Here is a 17188-nt window from a genome sequence, read left to right as displayed (position 1 = left end):
GTGACAAGCACAGGAATGAGGGAGCTTGGGCAGGGGGCGGGTGTTACCGCCGACGTCCGCTTGCGGGTATGCGAACGAGCTCACAGATGCCCAACATTCACGCAACCAAGGGAACAATCGTCATGGAGGCTCCCATCCTCGCACATTCGCCCTGGCACGAGGGCGAAATCGCCCTGCAGAAGCGGTTGGGTGTGGAAACGCGCATGGACGAGGTCGGGCGCCGCGTCATGCGCGACCACCTGATCGACCAGCACCGGGAATTCTATCCGCTTCTGCCGATGGTCGTGCTGGGCTCGGTTGACCGCGACGGTGACGCCTGGGCGACGCTCAGGGCGGGCGAACCCGGCTTCCTCCACGCGCCGGACGAAAAAAGACTGACCGTCGAGCTCCCGCGGGAGCCGACGGACCCCGCCGAGGCGGGCATGGAGGACGGCGCTCCCCTCGCGCTCCTCGGAATCGATCTCGGCACCCGCCGGCGCAACCGGCTGAACGGCACGCTTAAGCGGCATGCCGGCGGCTTCGATCTCGGCGTCGACCAGAGCTTCGGCAACTGTCCGAAATACATCCAGCTCCGGCAGGTCCATTTCCTGCGCGACCCGTCCGAACCGCCTGCCGTGCCGCCCGTTTCGAGCTTCGGGCTCGACGCCGCCGCGCGTGCTCTGGTGACGCAGGCGGACACGTTCTTCGTCGCAACCTATGCCGATCTCGCCGGAGGCCGGCAGCTCGACGTCTCCCATCGCGGCGGTCGTGCGGGATTCGTACATGTCGGCGAAGACGGCTGGCTGACAATACCGGATTTCGTCGGCAACCGCTTCTTCAACACGCTCGGCAACATCGCGGTCAATCCGCGCGCCGGGCTCACTTTCCCGGACTTCTCCACGGGCGGCCTCCTGCAGATGACCGGCGAGGCCGAGCTCCTGACCGAAGCTCCGGACGGCGTGCCTCCCGAGGGCGCCGAGCGCTATTGGCGATTCCGTCCGCGCCGCATCGTCTGGCGCGCCGACGCGCTACCAATCCGCTACGACCTGAAATCATCGTGATCTGGTGATCGCCCTTCGCCCCGGCGGCGGTCAGGTTGAGCCGTGTAAATTTCGCGTCGTAAGGAACCAACCTCCCTCGCCAAGGTTTCGTGCCCATCCGCCCTCGACCAAGGAGTGCTGCCATGGCCAAGAAACCCTCTGCGCCGAACAATACGAAACCGGCCACCATTCATGACCAGAAAGCGACACGCGGCAACGGTGGAGAACTTCACCAGATCGCCGAAGGCGACACGCCCGTCCTGACGACCGCCCAGGGCGGCCCCGTCGCCGACGACCAGAACAGCCTGCGCGCCGGCGAACGCGGCCCGACGCTGATCGAGGATTTCCACTTCCGCGAGAAGATCTTCCACTTCGATCACGAGCGCATTCCCGAGCGTGTCGTGCACGCCCGCGGCTACGGGGTGCATGGCTTCTTCGAGACCTACGAATCGCTTGCAGCCTACACCCGGGCGGATCTGTTCCAGCGCCCGGGCGAGCGAACCCCCGCCTTCGTGCGTTTCTCGACGGTCGCCGGAAGCAAGGGCTCCTTCGACCTCGCCCGCGACGTTCGCGGTTTCGCGGTCAAGATCTACACCAAGGAGGGCAATTGGGACCTCGTCGGCAACAACATCCCGGTCTTCTTCATCCAGGACGCAATCAAGTTTCCCGACGTCATACACTCGGTAAAGCCCGAACCGGACCGGGAGTTTCCCCAGGCGCAGTCCGCCCACGACAATTTCTGGGACTTCATCAGCCTGACGCCGGAAAGCATGCACATGATCATGTGGGTCATGTCGGACCGGGCGATCCCGCGCTCCTTCCGGTTCATGGAAGGCTTCGGCGTCCATACGTTTCGTTTCGTCAATGCCAAGGACGAGTCCACTTTCGTCAAATTCCATTGGAAGCCGAAGCTCGGGCTGCAGTCGGTTGTGTGGAACGAGGCCGTGAAGATCAACGGCGCCGATCCTGACTTCCACCGGCGCGACATGTGGCAAGCCATCCAGTCCGGCAACTTCCCGGAATGGGACCTGCATGTGCAGCTTTTCGATCAGGACTTCGCCGACAAGTTCGATTTCGACATCCTCGATCCGACCAAGATCATCCCGGAGGAAGTGCTGCCGACGAAGCCTGTCGGCCGGCTGGTGCTCGATCGCATGCCGGAGAATTTCTTCGCCGAAACCGAGCAGGTCGCCTTCATGACGCAGAACGTGCCGCCGGGCATCGACTTCAGCGACGATCCATTGCTGCAGGGGCGCAACTTCTCCTATCTGGACACGCAGCTGAAGCGGCTCGGCAGCCCGAACTTCACCCATCTGCCGATCAACGCGCCGAAATGTCCCTTCCAGCACTTTCAGCAGGACGGCCACATGGCCATGCGCAACCCCGTCGGGCGCGTGAACTACCAGCCCAATTCCTGGGGCGAGGGCCCGCGCGAGTCGCCCATGAAAGGCTTCCGCCATTTTCCTTCCGAGGAGCAGGGCCCGAAGCTGCGCATCCGCGCCGAGAGCTTTGCCGACCATTACAGCCAGGCCCGGCAGTTCTTCATCAGCCAGACGCCGCCCGAGCAACGCCACATCGCCGACGCCCTGACCTTCGAATTGAGCAAGGTGGAGACGCCGGTCATCCGTGAGCGGATGGTCGCGCATCTTCTCAACATCGATGAAACCTTGGGGAAAAAGGTCGGCCACGCCCTCGGCCTGGAGACGATGCCGAAGCCGGCGGATGCGGCCGTCGCCACCCGCCAGGACCTCGACCCGTCGCCGGCCCTAAGCATCATCCAGCGTGGGCCGAAGCGTTTCGAGGGCCGCAAGCTCGGGATATTGACGACGGACGGCGCGGACGCCGCGCTTCTCGACGCCTTGATAGCGGCGGTCGAGAACGAGAAGGCGGCCTTCGAGCTGATCGCGCCGAAAGTCGGCGGCTTCACCGCCTCCGACGGAAAACGCATCGCCGCCCACCAGATGCTCGACGGCGGCCCGTCGGTACTTTACGACGCGGTGGTCCTGCTTCCTTCCGCAGAGGCCGTCACGGATCTGATCGACGTCGCCACCGCGCGCGATTTCGTGGCCGACGCCTTCGCCCATTGCAAATATATCGGCTATGCCGGCGCCGCCGTTCCCCTTCTCGAAAGGGCCGGCATTGCGGAACTGCTCGATGAGGGAACGATCGAACTCGCCGACGCTGCGAGTGCGGCCGCCTTTCTCACGGAGATCGGTAAACTGCGCGTCTGGGGAAGAGAGCCCTCGGTCAAGCTGAAATAAGCCGATGGCTTAGACGGAGTCGACGATGGCGTCGTCCGCACATGGAAAGCCGACGAAGAAGGCCGCTACGTCAAGCGCGGCAAAGAAGGCGGGCGGCTTTCCCCTGCCCGTCAGCACGGCGCCGATGGAGGCCCGATCCGCGACCGAGCTTCCGGGCGGCGACGCATGGCAGTATGAGCCGAAGTGGGACGGCTTTCGCTGCCTTGCGTTCAAGTCCGGCGACGACGTCGATATAAGGGCGAAATCCGGCAAGCCGCTCGGGCGCTTCTTCCCGGAGATCGTCGCCCTCTTGCGCCGGCTGGAGCCGGACATGTTCGTCCTCGACGGCGAACTGGTGATCGAGGTCGACGGGCGCCTCTCCTTCGACGCCCTGCAGATGCGCCTGCATCCGGCGGCAAGTCGCGTGCAGAAGCTCTCGCAGGAGACGCCAGCCAAGCTCATCCTGTTCGACATGCTGGCCGGCACGGACGGAACGATCCTCACCGGTGAACCCCTCCAGACCCGCCGCGCCTGCCTCGAAACCTTCGCCAAGAAGAACGCCGTTGCTGAGATGCTGGAGTCTTCGCCCTTCACGCTCGACATCGAGGAGGCCGAGCGGTGGCTCACCTCATGGGAGGCGGGTGCAACCGACGGGGTCGTCGCAAAGCGGCGCGACGGCGCATACGAATGCGGCGAAAGGGCGATGGTGAAGGTCAAACGGCTGAAGACGGCCGATTGCGTCGTGGGCGGCTTCCGCTACGAGAGCGACAGCTCTTTGGTCGGCTCGCTTCTGCTCGGCCTTTACGACACCGAGGGACTGCTGAACCATGTGGGCTTTACCGCGACGATCTCGGACAAGGAGCGGCCCGCCTTGACCAACCAGCTCGAAGCATTGCGGGAGCCGCCGGGCTTCACCGGCAAAGCGCCGGGCGGGCCCAGCCGCTGGAGCAGCGAGCGCAGCGGCGAATGGGAGCCGGTTCGCCCGGAACTGGTCGTCGAAGTCCGGTTCGACCATGTTAGCAACCGGCGCTTCCGTCACGGTACGAAACTCATGCGCTGGCGGCCGGACAAGGACCCGCGCCAATGTACCTATCAGCAGATCATGCCGTCGTGAGCTTGTTTGCGCCAATCCGGTTCTCTTCGCCGGTACCTGCTTCCAAGCTGTGGTTGAACACGCCGAGCACCGTGTCGACGATCAAGGGACGCGGGCGGCGCCGCGCTATCGCGGCAACAGGCAAGGCGGGCAGTTGCAGACCTTGGATGGGAGCGAAGCGAACGCCCTTGAACGATATGCGCTCTGTAGAGCGTGGTAGAAGAGCGGCACCGACCCCTGCGGCAACGAGAGAAAGCATGGTCAGCGCACGCGTCGCCGGCTGCTGAATCGAAACGTCGTGCCCGGCTTCCGCGAAGGCGTTGAGAATGCAGGCGTGCAAGGAAGGGCCCTGGGCGGCGGGGAAGAGCACCAATCCCATTCGGGCAAGCTCGGCGATGGTGACCGGACCAGTACGCCCGTCCTCCGGTATGGCGGCAATGAGCGTCTCGTCGGCGACTGGGATGATATCCAGTCGTTCCGAGCTGCCGAGCGGCGGATGGCATATGCCGAAATCGATCGTTCCCTCCGCAAGCGCGGCCACCTGCTCATTCGTCGCCATTTCAGTGAGCACGGGCCGGATCATCGGAAACTCCTGCCGCAGCGAGACCACCAGCGACGGCAGCAGCTCGTACAGCGCAGCGGAGACGAAACCGATCCGGACGTCGCCGGCGGTCCCGGTACCCGCGCCGCGGGCAACCGCCCGTGCCGCCTCCGCATCTTGAAGCGTCCGTCGCGCCTCGGGAAGCAGCGACGCGCCCGCCCGGGTCAGTGCAAGCCGGCGGTGTGCGCGCTCGAAAAGTTTTACGCCGAGCTCCCTTTCCAGCCGGGCGATGGACTGGCTCAACGGCGGCTGCGCCATGCCGAGCCGCTGCGCGGCGCGCCCCATATGCAGGGTTTCGGCCACGGCGACGAAATGACGTAGGTGACGAAGTTCCATATGCAGATGATATCAAAGTTTCCCATATTCATCATCGATTTGAATGCGGGGGCGGGCAATATTTGGCGGCGTTCAGATTGTCGGGAGTATTGACATGACAAGACCCAACGCGATTTTCCTCGCCCTCATCTCAACTGTGTTCGCCGCGCCAGTTTTTGCAGGTGACGATCGACTGGTGCGCACCGACCGCTTCGTGACGCTTGCCGGAGGCGAAAGGCTTTTCGTGCGCGAAGTGCGACCTGCCGAACGGCAGCAAGCGGTGTCGGCCGTTCTGCTGATCCATGGCGCGCGCGTGCCATCGGTCGCCTCGTTCGATCTCGCGGTGCCGGGCGGCTCGATCGCGGCCGAGCTGGCTGCGGAGGGCCATTCGGTCTACCTCGTCGACCTCCGCGGCTATGGTGCCTCAAGCCGGCCGCACGAAATGGATGCACCGCCCGGTGGAGGCACGCCTCTTATGCGAACCGATGAAGCGGTCTCCGACGTCGCCGCCGCCGTCGAGGCGGTTGCGGAATGGAGCGGCGACGGCAAGGTCAGCATTCTCGGCTGGGCGACGGGAGGACAATGGGCCGCCGCCTTTGCCGCCCGCCATTCGGCTCGCGTGGAACGACTCATCCTCTACAACAGCCTTTACGGTGCCTCCGACCGGCATCCGACGCTCGGGCGAGGCTCGCCGCTCGAGGCTCCCGATCGTCCGGGCAGTTTAAATATGGCTGCGCTTGGCGCCTATCGGCTCAACACAGCGGAAAGTCTGTTTGCGGCCTGGGACAAGAGCATCCCCGTTCCCGATAAATCCGAGTGGCGCGACCCCGCTGTCGCCCGCGCCTATGCCGACATGGCGCTGTCCTCCGATCCCACCTCCGCGGAGAGAACGCCGCCGAGTTTCCGCTCCCCTAGCGGCGCGATGGCCGACAGTTTTGAACTGGCGTTCGGCCGCAAGCAGTGGAGTGCGGAGGCATTGACGATGCCGGTGCTCGTCATCCGCTCGCAATACGATTTCTGGAGCCGTCCGGAGGATGCAGCGGCGATTGCGCGGGAGGCGCCGCAAGCAAGCCTCGTCGAGCTTCCACACGCTACCCACTTCGTGCATCTCGACCGCAGCGAAGCGGGCCGTTCGGCCTTCCTGTCGGCGGTCACTCAGTTCCTAGATCTGGCGGCACGATAGAGCGTTTCACTGTTTGATTGAGACAGCTACGCACTTGCGCACGGCCGCCCGGAACTTTTGGCCAGGGGGCAGGTTGGAGCTCTGGCAAGGAGCGCGGTCGATGCGCGGACCACATCCGCCTTTCGGGACTGCGGGTGTGTCCCCTCGTTCTCGGCGCCGCCTTCGGCATGCGATCACAAGGGGGTACTCGCGCACCTCCCCCCGCTGATGACCACCCTGGGCAGCGATGAATAATGATCTCCTGATCATCCTGGGAATTGCCGCGGCGGCGGCCGTAGCATCGCCCCTGGGCGGCCTGGTGGCGATCTCGCTCAGGCCGTCCAGCCTCGTGCTCTCGATCGCCGTCGGCTTCGCGGCCGGCGTCCTCATGGGCACCTTCGCTTTCGAGATGATGCCCACCTCCATGGAACTTGCAGGTCTTCCGCTTGCCGTTGCCGGATTTCTGCTCGGCCTGGGACTCGTCTATATTCTCGACCTCTACGTCAACCGCTGGAAAATGGCCGGACCGGAAGCGGATCAGAAGGCCGAGGTCGATCGCCTGCATCGGCGGCGCAGGCCGCGCGGGAGCAATGTCGCGGTGCTCGCCGGCGGCACGAGTGCGGAAGAGCTGATCGAAGGCATGACGATCGGTGTCGGCGCGACCTTCGAGCCTAAGGTGGCGCTGATCGTGGGTCTCGCGATCTGCATCGACAATTTCAGCGAAGGAATGAGCATCGGCGAATTGACGCTCGACGAGGAGCGGAAGAACGCGAAGCGCCGGACACTCGGATGGACCTCCCTCATCGGACTCTCCCTTTTCGTTTCCGCCGTGGCAGGGTGGTTCCTCCTGAAAGGCCTGGCCCAGCCGGTCACCGGTTTTCTTTTCGCGACGGGAGCGGGCGGGATGTTCTACCTGACGATTACCGACCTCGTGCCGGAAGCGGAGTCGCACCAGTTCCAGCAATCCTCCGCGATCGCCAATGCCGCCGGCTTCCTGCTCGTCATGGTGCTTGCGCAGATGAGCTGACGCAATCGTGTCTTGAGGAGTGCCCGTCCGTTCAGACGATCGCCCGGTCCCAGCCCCCATAATGTTCTTCGCTGCGCGTGCCGCGCGGAAGGCTGAGCGCGATCAATGCCAGGCCGATCGCGAGATTGGCGAAGGTGGCGACCGTGCTGCCGCCGGCAAGCAGGAAGGGCGAAGCCGCCACCCAGGCGCCGAGCAGCACATTCAGGAAACGCACCGGACGGACGACCTCCGCCATGGCGGTGACGGCAACCAGGATCACGACGCAGCCGAGAATGTGGTCGCTGTGATAGAGCGGCGGGACGCTGCCGAAAACCATGGGCGTCGTCATCAGAACCGCACCGAGCAGCGCGCTCGCGACCAGCGTCCAGGGGAAGTTGACGCCGCCGACGATGAATTCCTTCAACAGCTCGGAAGCGCGCCGGTTGAGGTCGGGCGCCGGCGTCTGGTCCTCCGAAATGGCCGGGCCGCCCATCCAGAACGTCCGCCAGAAGGGCTCGCCCGCCTTTCTTACGCGCCAGAGATACTGGATGGTCGCGAGCACCTCGTCGATCGAATAGGGGATGAGCACAACGGTGACGGCCGCCTGGATGATGCAGAGCGTGCAGAGTGCGCCGATAAGCGGCGGCTGGATGATGATGAAGGAGACGCTGACGGCGCCGAGGGGCACGATCAGCAGGCCGAAGAGGAGCACCATCCAGGGCATGGTGCGCCAGCGGCGACTGTCTCCGATCGCGCCGGCCAGAATGTCAAGCGCATAGGCGAAGGCGCCCAGGCCGGCATCGGCGATCGGAAAGCCCTTGGAAACCCAGGACGTCACGACCGCCTCGCTGCCGTTGCGGACGGGGGCCTCGCCCGGGCCGAAGAACGGGTCCCAGAGCCCGTCGACATGGCCCATCTGATAGGCGGCGAGATAGCGCGAGACGAAGAGGCCGACGAAGGCGAGCGCGACGATCGGCATGCGCTGGGTGAAGGAGGACGGCGAATAGCTCCAGCCGAGCGGCCGGTCGTCGTCGGCCGCGAGCGCCCGCAGCCTTATTCCGGGCGTCGGCGGAATCATAACCGCAAAAGCCACGATCAGCATGCCGGCAAGCGTGTCGATGGCGTAGGCCGCAGCACTCGTCGTCCAGAAGACAAGCGGGGCCACCATGATCCAGACGCCGAGCGCTGCCGTGATCCATTGCGCATGGGACCACCGCCGGTACATGCCGAAAAGCGCGAATGCCGCAACGAGCAATCCGGACAGGATCTCGCTGATCCCGAGACGGGCATTGCGCATGGCGGGCTCCGCGATCTCGTGGCCGAGCGCCGGCGGCAGTGGCACGCTGACGGGGTCGAAAAGACCGAGCGTCGCCGGCGAGGAGACCAGCCACAGTCCGAGAGCGACATTTGCGAGCGGCGCCCAGAGCGTGCGCAGCCGGTGTTCTTCCACGGCAACTTCGACTTCAGCGTCGCTGCGCTCCAGCGGCTCCGCCAGGCGTTTCTCCGCCTGCTCGATTTCCGGATCCGAGGCGGCGACCACGGAGGGCTCCAGCTTGTTCTTCGCGTACCAGGCGGTCGGGTCTTGCTTGAGCCGCCGGATCATTTCCGGCAACGTCGCAGCTAGGCTGTCTCTCGGCTCCCAGCCGAGCTTTTTGCGGGCACGGGAGATGTCGATCTCGTAATGATCGTCCGAGTTCTCGATCATCCACGGCTTGATCTCCGACTCCTCGTCGAGCACCTCGGTCTGCATCCATGCCCCCGGCTTGGCAAGGCTCTTCGGCAGGGCGAGCGTGCGCCAGTCCTCCCCGTGGATCAGCCGGCCGATACGCTTCTGCAAGTCGCCATAGGAGAGCGTTTCCTCCTCGCCGATCAGGAACACGCAATCGTCGGGCAATTCATTGCGGTGGTCGACCGTGCGCGCGAAAGCCTCGACCAGATCGTCCTTGTGCAGATAGGGCTGGCCCGCGTCCAGGTCGCCGCTGAACAGATAGGCGGTCGGGAGCCGCTCGAAGATGCGGGCGATCTGCTGGGCGATGAAAGCGGCTCGGCAGTCCTCGTCATAGACGCCGGCGAGGCGAAGCGTCACGGTCCTGATCGCGCCGCGATGTTTGGCGATTACCGCCTCGGTCTCGGCCTTCGACTTGGGGTAGGCCCAGGCGGGTTCCAGCGGATCATCCTCGTTGATCCGCGCACCCTTGGCCGGACTGGGTGCCTGCACCAGCAGCGTGCTTGCATAGATGAACTGTTCGGTGGGAAGGCCCCGCAGCGCCTCCAGAAGCCGGCGCGTGCCCTCGACATTGACGGCATCGTATTTGGGGTTGTCCTTGCCGGTGGTGTCGTAATAGGCGGCAAGATGAATGACGGAAGCAAGGCGCCCGCCGCTACGCTTACCCGCCGTCTCGATCGCCTCTCTCACGCTTTCGTCGGAGGTGATGTCGAGTTTGATCGTCTCTTCGGTCTCGGACTCGCCCTTCGGAGGGGAGAGGTCGAGCCCGATTACGCGATACCGGTCCCTCAGGCGATGCGCGATCGCCTGGCCCAGGAAACCGCTCGAGCCGGTAATGAGAACGGTCGGCTGATTTGCATCTTTCGGCATGCCGAAGCAAACCGCGCTCCGGCAGGAAGGTTCCCGACTGGGTTGAAGCGAAAGAACTACGCCCCCGTCCGCGCCACGACGGGCACATAGTCTTCCAGCTCCGGCGCGGGGAAATGCAGCGTCGCGCCGATCTCGGCGGAGCGGTAGAGGCCCATCAGGATTTCGACGACCGCCAGGCCGTCCTCGAAGGTTTCGAGCGGCTTTATCCCCTTGCGGAAGCATTCGACCATGTGGCGGTTTTCATCCGTATAGCCGTAGACGCCGGCCTCGTCCTCCAGCACCGGCATCAGGCCCTGCTCGGCATTCTGCTTTTCGACGAGGTCCTCGCCCTCGGTGCCCTGCACGGCCCGCGACAGGAAGATCTTCAAGCCGGTGCCGAGCGAATTGTACTCCAGCGCATATTCGGGCCCGAGAAGCTCGAGCTGAATGCGCAGGCCGGCGCCGACATAGGCCCAGGAGGTCGTTGCCTCGATCATCAGTTCGTTGCCCTCCTCGTCCTCCAGCGTCACGGTGGCCCGGGCGAAATCCTCCGATGGGCGCCGGCGGTAGTCGACATCCTCACCGAAGCGGCGGCGCAGCTCATCGGCATAGCCCGCCCGCGTCCATTTGAGGTTCGCCACCGTGCCGTTCACCGACTTGACCTTCAGCGAATTGCGAGGCGCGCCGGGCGCCGTGAGCAGGTGGCGCGCCACCTCGACGCTGTGGCACATCATATCGGAAAGCACCCCACCGCCCTGCTTGTCGCCCTGCCAGAACCAGGGCTCGTGCGGACCGGCATGTTCTTCCGCGGCGCGTGCGAGATAGGGCCGGCCGGTGGTCGAGGCGGCGCGCCGCCAGATGATCTCCTTGCCCCGCAGCACCGGCGTGCAGAAGACCTGGTTTTCGAGATAGCCATGGTTGAGACCGGCATCCTCGGCCAGGTGCAGCATCTCGCGTGCCTCCGCCACAGTGCGCGCAAGCGGCTTCTCGCAGGCGACCGCGAAGATCTTGCCGCGTCCCGCCTTGATCTCCCGGTGGAGCGTCCGCATGACGTCGAGCCGGGTGTAGTTCGGCGACAGAATCCAGACCGCATCGATGTCGCCGGCGGACAGGAGCGATTCGAGACTCTCATGCGCGCGGCACTCGCCGAGATCGAGCGCCTCGACTTCGCTCACGAAGCGCGCGCGGTTTTCAGGATTGCGGCTGTAGACGCCGGTCACCTCGACATTGCGTACCCCGATGAGCGATTTCAGGTGGAAATGCGCGATGAAGCCGGTGCCGACGAAGCCGACTCGCAAGGTCTGTTTCGGTAATGTGGTCATTCTTTCCTCCCCGGTATCCAACGGCGACCGCCTCCAGCCGCCCGCATGCGCTTTCAGATAAGTGGCGGCGCCGTGCTGCCTCGGACCTTCAGGACCGTGGGCAGCACGATCGGTTCGGCTCCCTCCGAGCCGCCCGCCAGAATTCCAAGGAGCACCGCCATGGCGGTGCGGCCGATCTCGGAGCGCGGCTGGCCGACCGTCGTCAGCGGCGGATAGAAGGCCTTGCTCAGATAGAGATCGTCGAAGCCGACGACCGACACGTCGCCCGGCACGTCGCGTCCGATTCGTCTCAATTCGTGGACGGCGCCATAGGCCATTTCGTCATTGGCGACGAAAAGCGCCGTCGGCGGATCTGAAAGAGAGAAGAGCGAGCGGCAGCATTCCTCGCCGCTTTCGATCAGGAAGTCGCCCCGAACCTCGTAGCCGGCTGGAATCGTCAGCCCGGCATCGCGCATCGCCAGGCGAAACCCCTCCCGCCGATAGACACTCATCGGCTCGGGAACCGGCCCGGATATATGAGCGATCCTCCGATGGCCGAGTGAAATCAAGTGCTGGACGGCACCGCGGGCCGCGGCGACATTGTCGACCTGCACATGCGGCAGGCCCGAGCCCTCGATCATTTCCAGCGCCACCACCACGGGCAGATGGTTCCAGTCGCCGGCGGACGGCAGCTTGCCGGTCATCAGGATCATGCCGTCGGCATGTCCGTCGCGCAGCATGTTGAAATACTCGGTCTCGCGGGCCGGATCGTTCTCCGTATTGCCCATCAGCACGGCATAGCCGGCTTCGCGCGCCGTAGCCTCGACGCCCTTGAGGATGTCGAGGTAGAAGGGATTGCCGACATCGCGCACGACCATCAGCACCGTCATGGACCTGCGGGTGCGCAGATTTCGAGCGCTGACATTCGGACGGTAATCGAGCTCGCGCGCCAGGTCGAGCACGCGCTGGCGCGTCTCGGCGGACACCAGCGTCGAAGCGGCAAGGGCGCGCGAGACGGTGGCCACCGACACGCCCGCCTTCTCGGCAATGTCCTTGATCTTCGGCCGGTCCCTCATCTTCGGCGGTCCCTCATGCGCGCATCGCCCGGCCGCGTCCATAGAACATCATGAGCAGGAGCAGCGTCGCGCCGAACACCATCTGGCGTCCGGACTCCTCGATGTTGATCGTCGTCAGGATGCTCTGCAGGATGACCAGCAGGACCGCGCCCGCCATGGTTCCGGTGTAGCCGCCCTTGCCCCCGGCAAGCGATGTGCCGCCGAAGACGACCGCGATGATCGAGGGGAGCATGTACTGCTCGCCGACATTGGCGAAGGACGTGCCGGAATAGCCGAGCAGGCAGAGTCCGGCGGTCGCGGCGAACATGCCGGAGATCATGAAGAGCGCGATGCGGACCAGCTTGACCGGCACGCCCGCCATGTAGGCCGCGTGCTCGTTCGAGCCGATCGCATAGATGCGGTGGCCGAAGACGGTGCGGTTGAGCATGAACGCCAGGAGGATGCCGATCACGATCCACAGCCAGATGATGCCGGGAATGCCATAGGCGAGCGGTTGCGTGACGAAGCGCGAGAGCGCGGGCGCGGCCTGGCCGGAGGGAATTCCCATCCGGATGACGACGAGAAGCCCCTGCAGCACCCCCAGCATTCCGAGCGTCATCACCAGCGGCGGGATTCTGAGGAGCGTGACGCCGAGCCCGTTCAAGAGGCCGAAGAAGGCGCCGGCCGTGAGACAGGCGGCGACGGCCGGCAGGATGCCGCCATCGGCGCCGTTCATGACGTTGCCCGCGAGGATTGCCGAGAGCGAGACGACGCCGCCGACCGAGAGATCGATTCCTTCGCGTCCGCCGAGTATGACGACGTTCTGTCCGGCCGCGACGATGCCGAGCAACGAGGCGACGATCAGGAGCCGCAGGATCTGACCGCCGGTCGCAAAGCCCGGCGACAGGGCCTCGCCGAGATAGAGGAGAAGCACGATGAGCACGAGCGCGACGACGATCGGCTGACGGACAAAGGACACCACCCGGCTCATGAGCGCGCCCTCCTGCCGGCAAGCACGCCCGCCATCAGGACGAGGAGGATCGCAAGGCCCTGCACGAAGTTCTGCCACTCGGACGGCGTACCCATGAAGAAGACGACCGAGTTGATGAGCCCGATCGTCAGCGCCCCGAGCAGCGAGCCGACGACGGTGCCCCAGCCGCCGGAGAGCGCGCTGCCCCCGAGCACGACCGCCGCGACGCTGTAGAGCGTCATCTTGCCGCCGACCAGCGGATCGCCGCTTGCGGTGTCGCCGGTGATGCAGAAGGCGGCGAGCGCGGAGAAGAGGCCGCAGAGCACATAGCCCTTGATCCGGGTCGCTATGACAGGCAGCCCGGTCTGGTAGGCCGCCTGCTGGTCGTCGCCGACGGCAAGCAGTTGCGTGACCAGCCTGGTGCGGCTCATCACCGCGAGGAGGATGACGAGGGCCGCCAGGATGTAGAAGACGAAGGGCACGCCGAAAAGCCTCCCGCCATAGGTGCGCCAGAAGAGCGCCGGCGCGGGCGTGCCGGCAACCGGCAGGATGTAGAGCGCAAGGCCCGTGAAGAAGATGCTGGTCGCGAAGGTCGCGACGATCGCCTGCAGCCGCAGAGCCGCGACCACGAGGCCGTTCACGAGCCCGCAGGCGAGCCCGAGGAGGAGACCGATGGCCAGTGCCAGGAACACCGCGCCGGCGCCCCCTCCCCAGCGCTCCATCAGGACCACGATCGCGACGTTGACCAGCGAGAGGATCGCGCCGGCCGAGAGGTCGATGTCGCCGGCATAGACGACGTAGGTCTGCGCGATCGCGAGCAGGATCAGCGCCATATAGGTGCTGAGCAGCCCGGTCAGAGCCCGGAATGTCAAGCTGTTCGGCGAAAAGAAGCCGTTGAGGAGAAGGAGCGCTGCGACGATCACGAGCGCTGGCAGGAAAGGATAGCGCTCCAGCAGCCTGCCGATGCCGCCGGCGCGCCGGTATGTCGGGACGGTTGCGGTCTCTGCCATCACGCGGCCTCGTAAGCGGCTTGGTACAGATTATAGCGGGTGCGGTCCGCCCCGGTGAGCTCCCGGCTGACCGATCCGCCGTTGAAGACGAGAATGCGGTTGGCGTTGCCGAGCAGTTCGGCATCCTCCGACGAATAGAGGACGATGCCGAGCCCCTCCGCGGCCAGTTGCCGGATCAGCGCGAAGAGGTCCGCCTTGGCCGACAGGTCGATGCCCTTGGTCGGGTCGTCGAGCAGCAGCACGTCGGGGCGGTCGATCAGCCAGCGGGCGATGATCACCTTCTGCTGGTTGCCGCCCGAAAGCGAACCGATCGGGTGGAAGAGGCTCGCGAATTTGGTGTGCATGCTGTCGAGCGCCGGCGCTACCTTGGCGCGCAACTTGCCCGGCCGAGCGATCATCAGCCGGTCGCGCAGATAATGGATCGGCGTGACGTTCTCGATGATCGGCCTTCCGCTGATGACGCCGTCGCGGCTGCGGTCGCCGGAGACATAGGCGCAGCCGCGCCGGATCGCGTCACGCGGGTTCGAAGCGTCGAAACGGCTGTCGCCGATCAGGATTTCGCCCGAGGCGATCGAACCGGCGCCGAAGATCGCTCTGAGCACCGCCGATTGGCCCTGGCCGTGCAGCCCGCCGAAGCCGAGAATCTCGCCGCGGCCAACCTCGAAACTCACATTGCGGAAACCGCGGCCGGAAAGATCGCGCACCGTCAGCGCTGTGCCTCCCTCTCCCTCCACCACCGCCGGCACCGACGATTGCGATGCCGGCATGTCGCCGGCACCGCCGACCATCAACCGGATGACGGTCGCCGGATCGGTTTCGCCCAGATTGAGCGTGGTGATGGTCTCGCCGTCGCGAATGATGGTGACGCGGTCGCCGATCGCCTTGATCTCGTCCATGCGGTGCGAAATGAAGATGATGCCGCGCCCGCGACGTTTGAGATCGCGCAGGATTTCGAAGAAGCGCTCCACCTGGGCTCGGTCGAGCGCCGAGGTCGGCTCGTCGAAGATGAGGAGCGGCGCCTCGCTCGCCAGCGCCTTCATGATCTCGACGAGCTGACGCTGGTCGGGGCGCAGGTTGCCGACGAGTGTGTCGGCGGAAAACCCTTCGCCGCAGACGCCGTCGAAAAGGCCGATATAGCGCGCCGCGCGCTGCCGGAGCTCCGAGCGATCGATGAAGACTCGAGATTTGACCGGCAGCTTGCCAAGCGAGATGTTCTCCTCGACCGAGCGGCGCGCGGCGAGGCTGAGTTCCTGATAGAAGATGCCGATGCCTTGGGCTCGCGCCGAGCGCGGTCCGCTGATCGTCACCGGCTGGTCATCGACGAGGATCTTGCCGCCATCGGGCCGCACGCTGCCCGCAATGATCTTGCAGAGGGTGCTTTTTCCCGAGCCGTTGGAACCCATCAGGACATGGACCTCGCCGGCCATGAGCTCAAGGTCGCCGCGGCGGAGCGCCAGGGTCGCGCCGTAAGCTTTGCTCACGCCGCTCAGTTTCAACTTCGACATGGAAACTCGTCCGTTCGCTTCGGTTTGGGGAGGCCTCTCCTCCCGTTCCTCATTCCTGTGCTCGTCACAGGAATCCAGCCAGCCCAGATCCTTGGGCAGAAAGGATTCTCCCGCGCGGCCGACGCGGCGCTGCTGGATCCCTGTGACAGGCATCAGGGATGAGGAAGAATGAATGCGTCAAACCCATGACGCCGCTGCCGCGTACCGCTCGCCCCCCAGGACTCGCGGCACCGTGGGCCCGACCGAATGCCTCACTTGAACAGCGCTTCCGCCTCTTCGATCGAAAGCGAGCTCGTGTAGGAATAATAGCCGGGCTTGCCCTCGAGCTGCTTTGCGGCTTCCGCCACGTTCTTCGAGTCGATGAAGGGGATCGGCAGGTAGAGTGCGTTGCCGTATTGTCCGGCCTTTGCCGGCTCCTTCAGTTCCTTGCCTTGCAGCATCAGGACGGCGACGTTGAGGGCGCTCGCCATGACGCCGGGCGGGTTTACGGTCGCGCCCGAATTCAGCTTTTCCTTGATCCAGAGGTCGATGAAGTCCTTGCGGATTTCGCCGGTCGCCGCGATCTGGCCGGCCTTGCCGGCGTCCATGATCGATTTCCAGGCGCCGGCCGCCATGCCGTCCTGCACCAGAACGCCGTTGATGTCCGGATAGGTGGCAAGGATGTTCTGCATCGCCTGCTGGCCCTGGGCCTGATCCCAGTTGGCATTGACCTCGTTGACGACCTGGATGTCCGTATGATCCTTGAAGACGCTCTTGTAGCCGGCGACGCGCATCTCGTTCGCGGGATGGCCGGCGACGCCGTTGATCGCAACTACCTTGCCCTTGCCGCCGAGCGTTTCGGCGAGCCATTTGGCGCCCGCGGCACCCCAGGCGGTCTGGTCGATGCCGACATAGATCGCATCGGGCGAAGAGACTTCCGCATCGGTGGCGATCACCAGGATGCCGGCTTCCTTCGCCTGGGCGAAGATCGGATCGAAGGCGGTCGGGCTGTTGGGATTGACGATGATGGCGTTCACCCCTTCCGCGATGAAGTTGCGGATATGCGCGATTTGACCCGGCACGTCGACATTGGCGCTCTGGACGGAGACCTCGACGTCGACGCCTTTTTCCTTCCATTCCGCAGCCGCGGCCTTTGCCTCGTCGATCATCTGAGTACGCCACTCGCTGCCGACCCAACCGTTGGAGAGACCGATTTTAAAGGTCTCGGCGTGAGCGGATGCCGACAGGACGATGGACGCGACCGTGCCCAGCGCAAATGCGAAAAATTTCTTCATAAGATCCTCCCAAATCTTGCCGGCACATGAAGCCAGAAAATGTAATCGATTTCAATCGCCGT

At 64.9% G+C, this 17188-nt stretch carries 13 protein-coding genes; 5 read left to right on the top strand and 8 right to left on the bottom strand.

Going from position 1 to position 17188, the window contains the following annotated elements:
• Positions 1 to 86 precede the first annotated feature (86 nt).
• The 3 genes from M1D34_RS17435 to M1D34_RS17425 all read left to right on the top strand — a co-directional run bounded on the left by M1D34_RS17435 (position 87) and on the right by M1D34_RS17425 (position 4373).
• Positions 87 to 1040 carry a pyridoxamine 5'-phosphate oxidase family protein gene (locus M1D34_RS17435; RefSeq protein WP_003527963.1) on the top strand — a complete coding sequence of 318 codons (954 nt, stop codon included), beginning with the start codon at positions 87 to 89 and terminating at the stop codon, positions 1038 to 1040.
• 122 nt (positions 1041 to 1162) lie between these two features.
• Positions 1163 to 3280, top strand: coding sequence for a catalase (gene katE / locus M1D34_RS17430; RefSeq protein WP_498783201.1), 2118 nt, complete (start codon positions 1163 to 1165; stop codon positions 3278 to 3280).
• Positions 3281 to 3305: 25 nt separating this feature from the next.
• Positions 3306 to 4373: an ATP-dependent DNA ligase gene (locus M1D34_RS17425; protein ID WP_498783199.1), complete on the top strand. Its 1068-nt coding sequence runs from the start codon at positions 3306 to 3308 to the stop codon at positions 4371 to 4373.
• Here the strand turns inward: M1D34_RS17425 and M1D34_RS17420 are convergent.
• Positions 4360 to 5289, bottom strand: a complete 930-nt coding sequence (locus M1D34_RS17420; RefSeq protein ID WP_013850244.1) for a LysR family transcriptional regulator — start codon at positions 5287 to 5289, stop codon at positions 4360 to 4362. The two genes, M1D34_RS17425 and M1D34_RS17420, sit on opposite strands and share 14 nt — an antisense overlap.
• Positions 5290 to 5383: 94 nt before the next feature.
• Here M1D34_RS17420 and M1D34_RS17415 point away from each other — a divergent pair, with 94 nt between their 5' ends.
• Entirely contained in the window at positions 5384 to 6451 is a 1068-nt protein-coding gene (locus tag M1D34_RS17415; RefSeq protein ID WP_498783196.1) for an alpha/beta fold hydrolase, read from the top strand.
• Positions 6452 to 6677: 226 nt separating this feature from the next.
• Positions 6678 to 7457, top strand: a complete 780-nt coding sequence (locus M1D34_RS17410; protein WP_013850242.1) for a ZIP family metal transporter — start codon at positions 6678 to 6680, stop codon at positions 7455 to 7457.
• A gap of 31 nt (positions 7458 to 7488) precedes the next feature.
• On the opposite strand, the gene M1D34_RS17405 is transcribed toward M1D34_RS17410, so the two are convergent.
• The 7 genes from M1D34_RS17405 to M1D34_RS17375 all read right to left on the bottom strand — a co-directional run bounded on the left by M1D34_RS17405 (position 7489) and on the right by M1D34_RS17375 (position 17126).
• On the bottom strand, positions 7489 to 10032 hold the full coding sequence (locus M1D34_RS17405) for an NAD-dependent epimerase/dehydratase family protein (protein ID WP_498783194.1): 2544 nt from the start codon (positions 10030 to 10032) through the stop codon (positions 7489 to 7491).
• Between the two features lie 56 nt (positions 10033 to 10088).
• A complete protein-coding gene (locus M1D34_RS17400; protein ID WP_498783192.1) occupies positions 10089 to 11333 on the bottom strand; it encodes a Gfo/Idh/MocA family protein in 1245 nt (414 codons plus the stop codon).
• Between the two features lie 53 nt (positions 11334 to 11386).
• Entirely contained in the window at positions 11387 to 12388 is a 1002-nt protein-coding gene (locus M1D34_RS17395; RefSeq protein WP_498783190.1) for a LacI family DNA-binding transcriptional regulator, read from the bottom strand.
• A 13-nt stretch (positions 12389 to 12401) separates the two neighbouring features.
• Entirely contained in the window at positions 12402 to 13358 is a 957-nt protein-coding gene (locus M1D34_RS17390) for an ABC transporter permease (RefSeq protein WP_498783188.1), read from the bottom strand.
• On the bottom strand, positions 13355 to 14347 hold the full coding sequence (locus M1D34_RS17385) for an ABC transporter permease (protein WP_010974944.1): 993 nt from the start codon (positions 14345 to 14347) through the stop codon (positions 13355 to 13357). Before M1D34_RS17385 ends, M1D34_RS17390 begins: the two co-directional genes overlap by 4 nt.
• On the bottom strand, positions 14347 to 15852 hold the full coding sequence (locus M1D34_RS17380) for a sugar ABC transporter ATP-binding protein (protein WP_498783185.1): 1506 nt from the start codon (positions 15850 to 15852) through the stop codon (positions 14347 to 14349). Before M1D34_RS17380 ends, M1D34_RS17385 begins: the two co-directional genes overlap by 1 nt.
• Positions 15853 to 16103: 251 nt before the next feature.
• Positions 16104 to 17126, bottom strand: coding sequence for an ABC transporter substrate-binding protein (locus M1D34_RS17375; protein WP_498783183.1), 1023 nt, complete (start codon positions 17124 to 17126; stop codon positions 16104 to 16106).
• Positions 17127 to 17188 lie beyond the last annotated feature (62 nt).

This window comes from Ensifer sp. D2-11 (assembly GCF_054161295.1).
This window is presented reverse-complemented; position numbering and strand designations above follow the sequence as displayed.

Bases quoted from the DNA above. Each gene is read 5' to 3' on its own strand.
- M1D34_RS17435 (WP_003527963.1), top strand. From the start codon at position 87: ATGCCCAACATTCACGCAACCAAGGGAACAATCGTCATGGAGGCTCCC.
- katE (WP_498783201.1), top strand. From the start codon at position 1,163: ATGGCCAAGAAACCCTCTGCGCCGAACAATACGAAACCGGCCACCATT.
- M1D34_RS17425 (WP_498783199.1), top strand. From the start codon at position 3,306: ATGGCGTCGTCCGCACATGGAAAGCCGACGAAGAAGGCCGCTACGTCA.
- M1D34_RS17420 (WP_013850244.1), bottom strand. From the start codon at position 5,289: ATGGAACTTCGTCACCTACGTCATTTCGTCGCCGTGGCCGAAACCCTG.
- M1D34_RS17415 (WP_498783196.1), top strand. From the start codon at position 5,384: ATGACAAGACCCAACGCGATTTTCCTCGCCCTCATCTCAACTGTGTTC.
- M1D34_RS17410 (WP_013850242.1), top strand. From the start codon at position 6,678: ATGAATAATGATCTCCTGATCATCCTGGGAATTGCCGCGGCGGCGGCC.
- M1D34_RS17405 (WP_498783194.1), bottom strand. From the start codon at position 10,032: ATGCCGAAAGATGCAAATCAGCCGACCGTTCTCATTACCGGCTCGAGC.
- M1D34_RS17400 (WP_498783192.1), bottom strand. From the start codon at position 11,333: ATGACCACATTACCGAAACAGACCTTGCGAGTCGGCTTCGTCGGCACC.
- M1D34_RS17395 (WP_498783190.1), bottom strand. From the start codon at position 12,388: ATGAGGGACCGGCCGAAGATCAAGGACATTGCCGAGAAGGCGGGCGTG.
- M1D34_RS17390 (WP_498783188.1), bottom strand. From the start codon at position 13,358: ATGAGCCGGGTGGTGTCCTTTGTCCGTCAGCCGATCGTCGTCGCGCTC.
- M1D34_RS17385 (WP_010974944.1), bottom strand. From the start codon at position 14,347: ATGGCAGAGACCGCAACCGTCCCGACATACCGGCGCGCCGGCGGCATC.
- M1D34_RS17380 (WP_498783185.1), bottom strand. From the start codon at position 15,852: ATGTCGAAGTTGAAACTGAGCGGCGTGAGCAAAGCTTACGGCGCGACC.
- M1D34_RS17375 (WP_498783183.1), bottom strand. From the start codon at position 17,126: ATGAAGAAATTTTTCGCATTTGCGCTGGGCACGGTCGCGTCCATCGTC.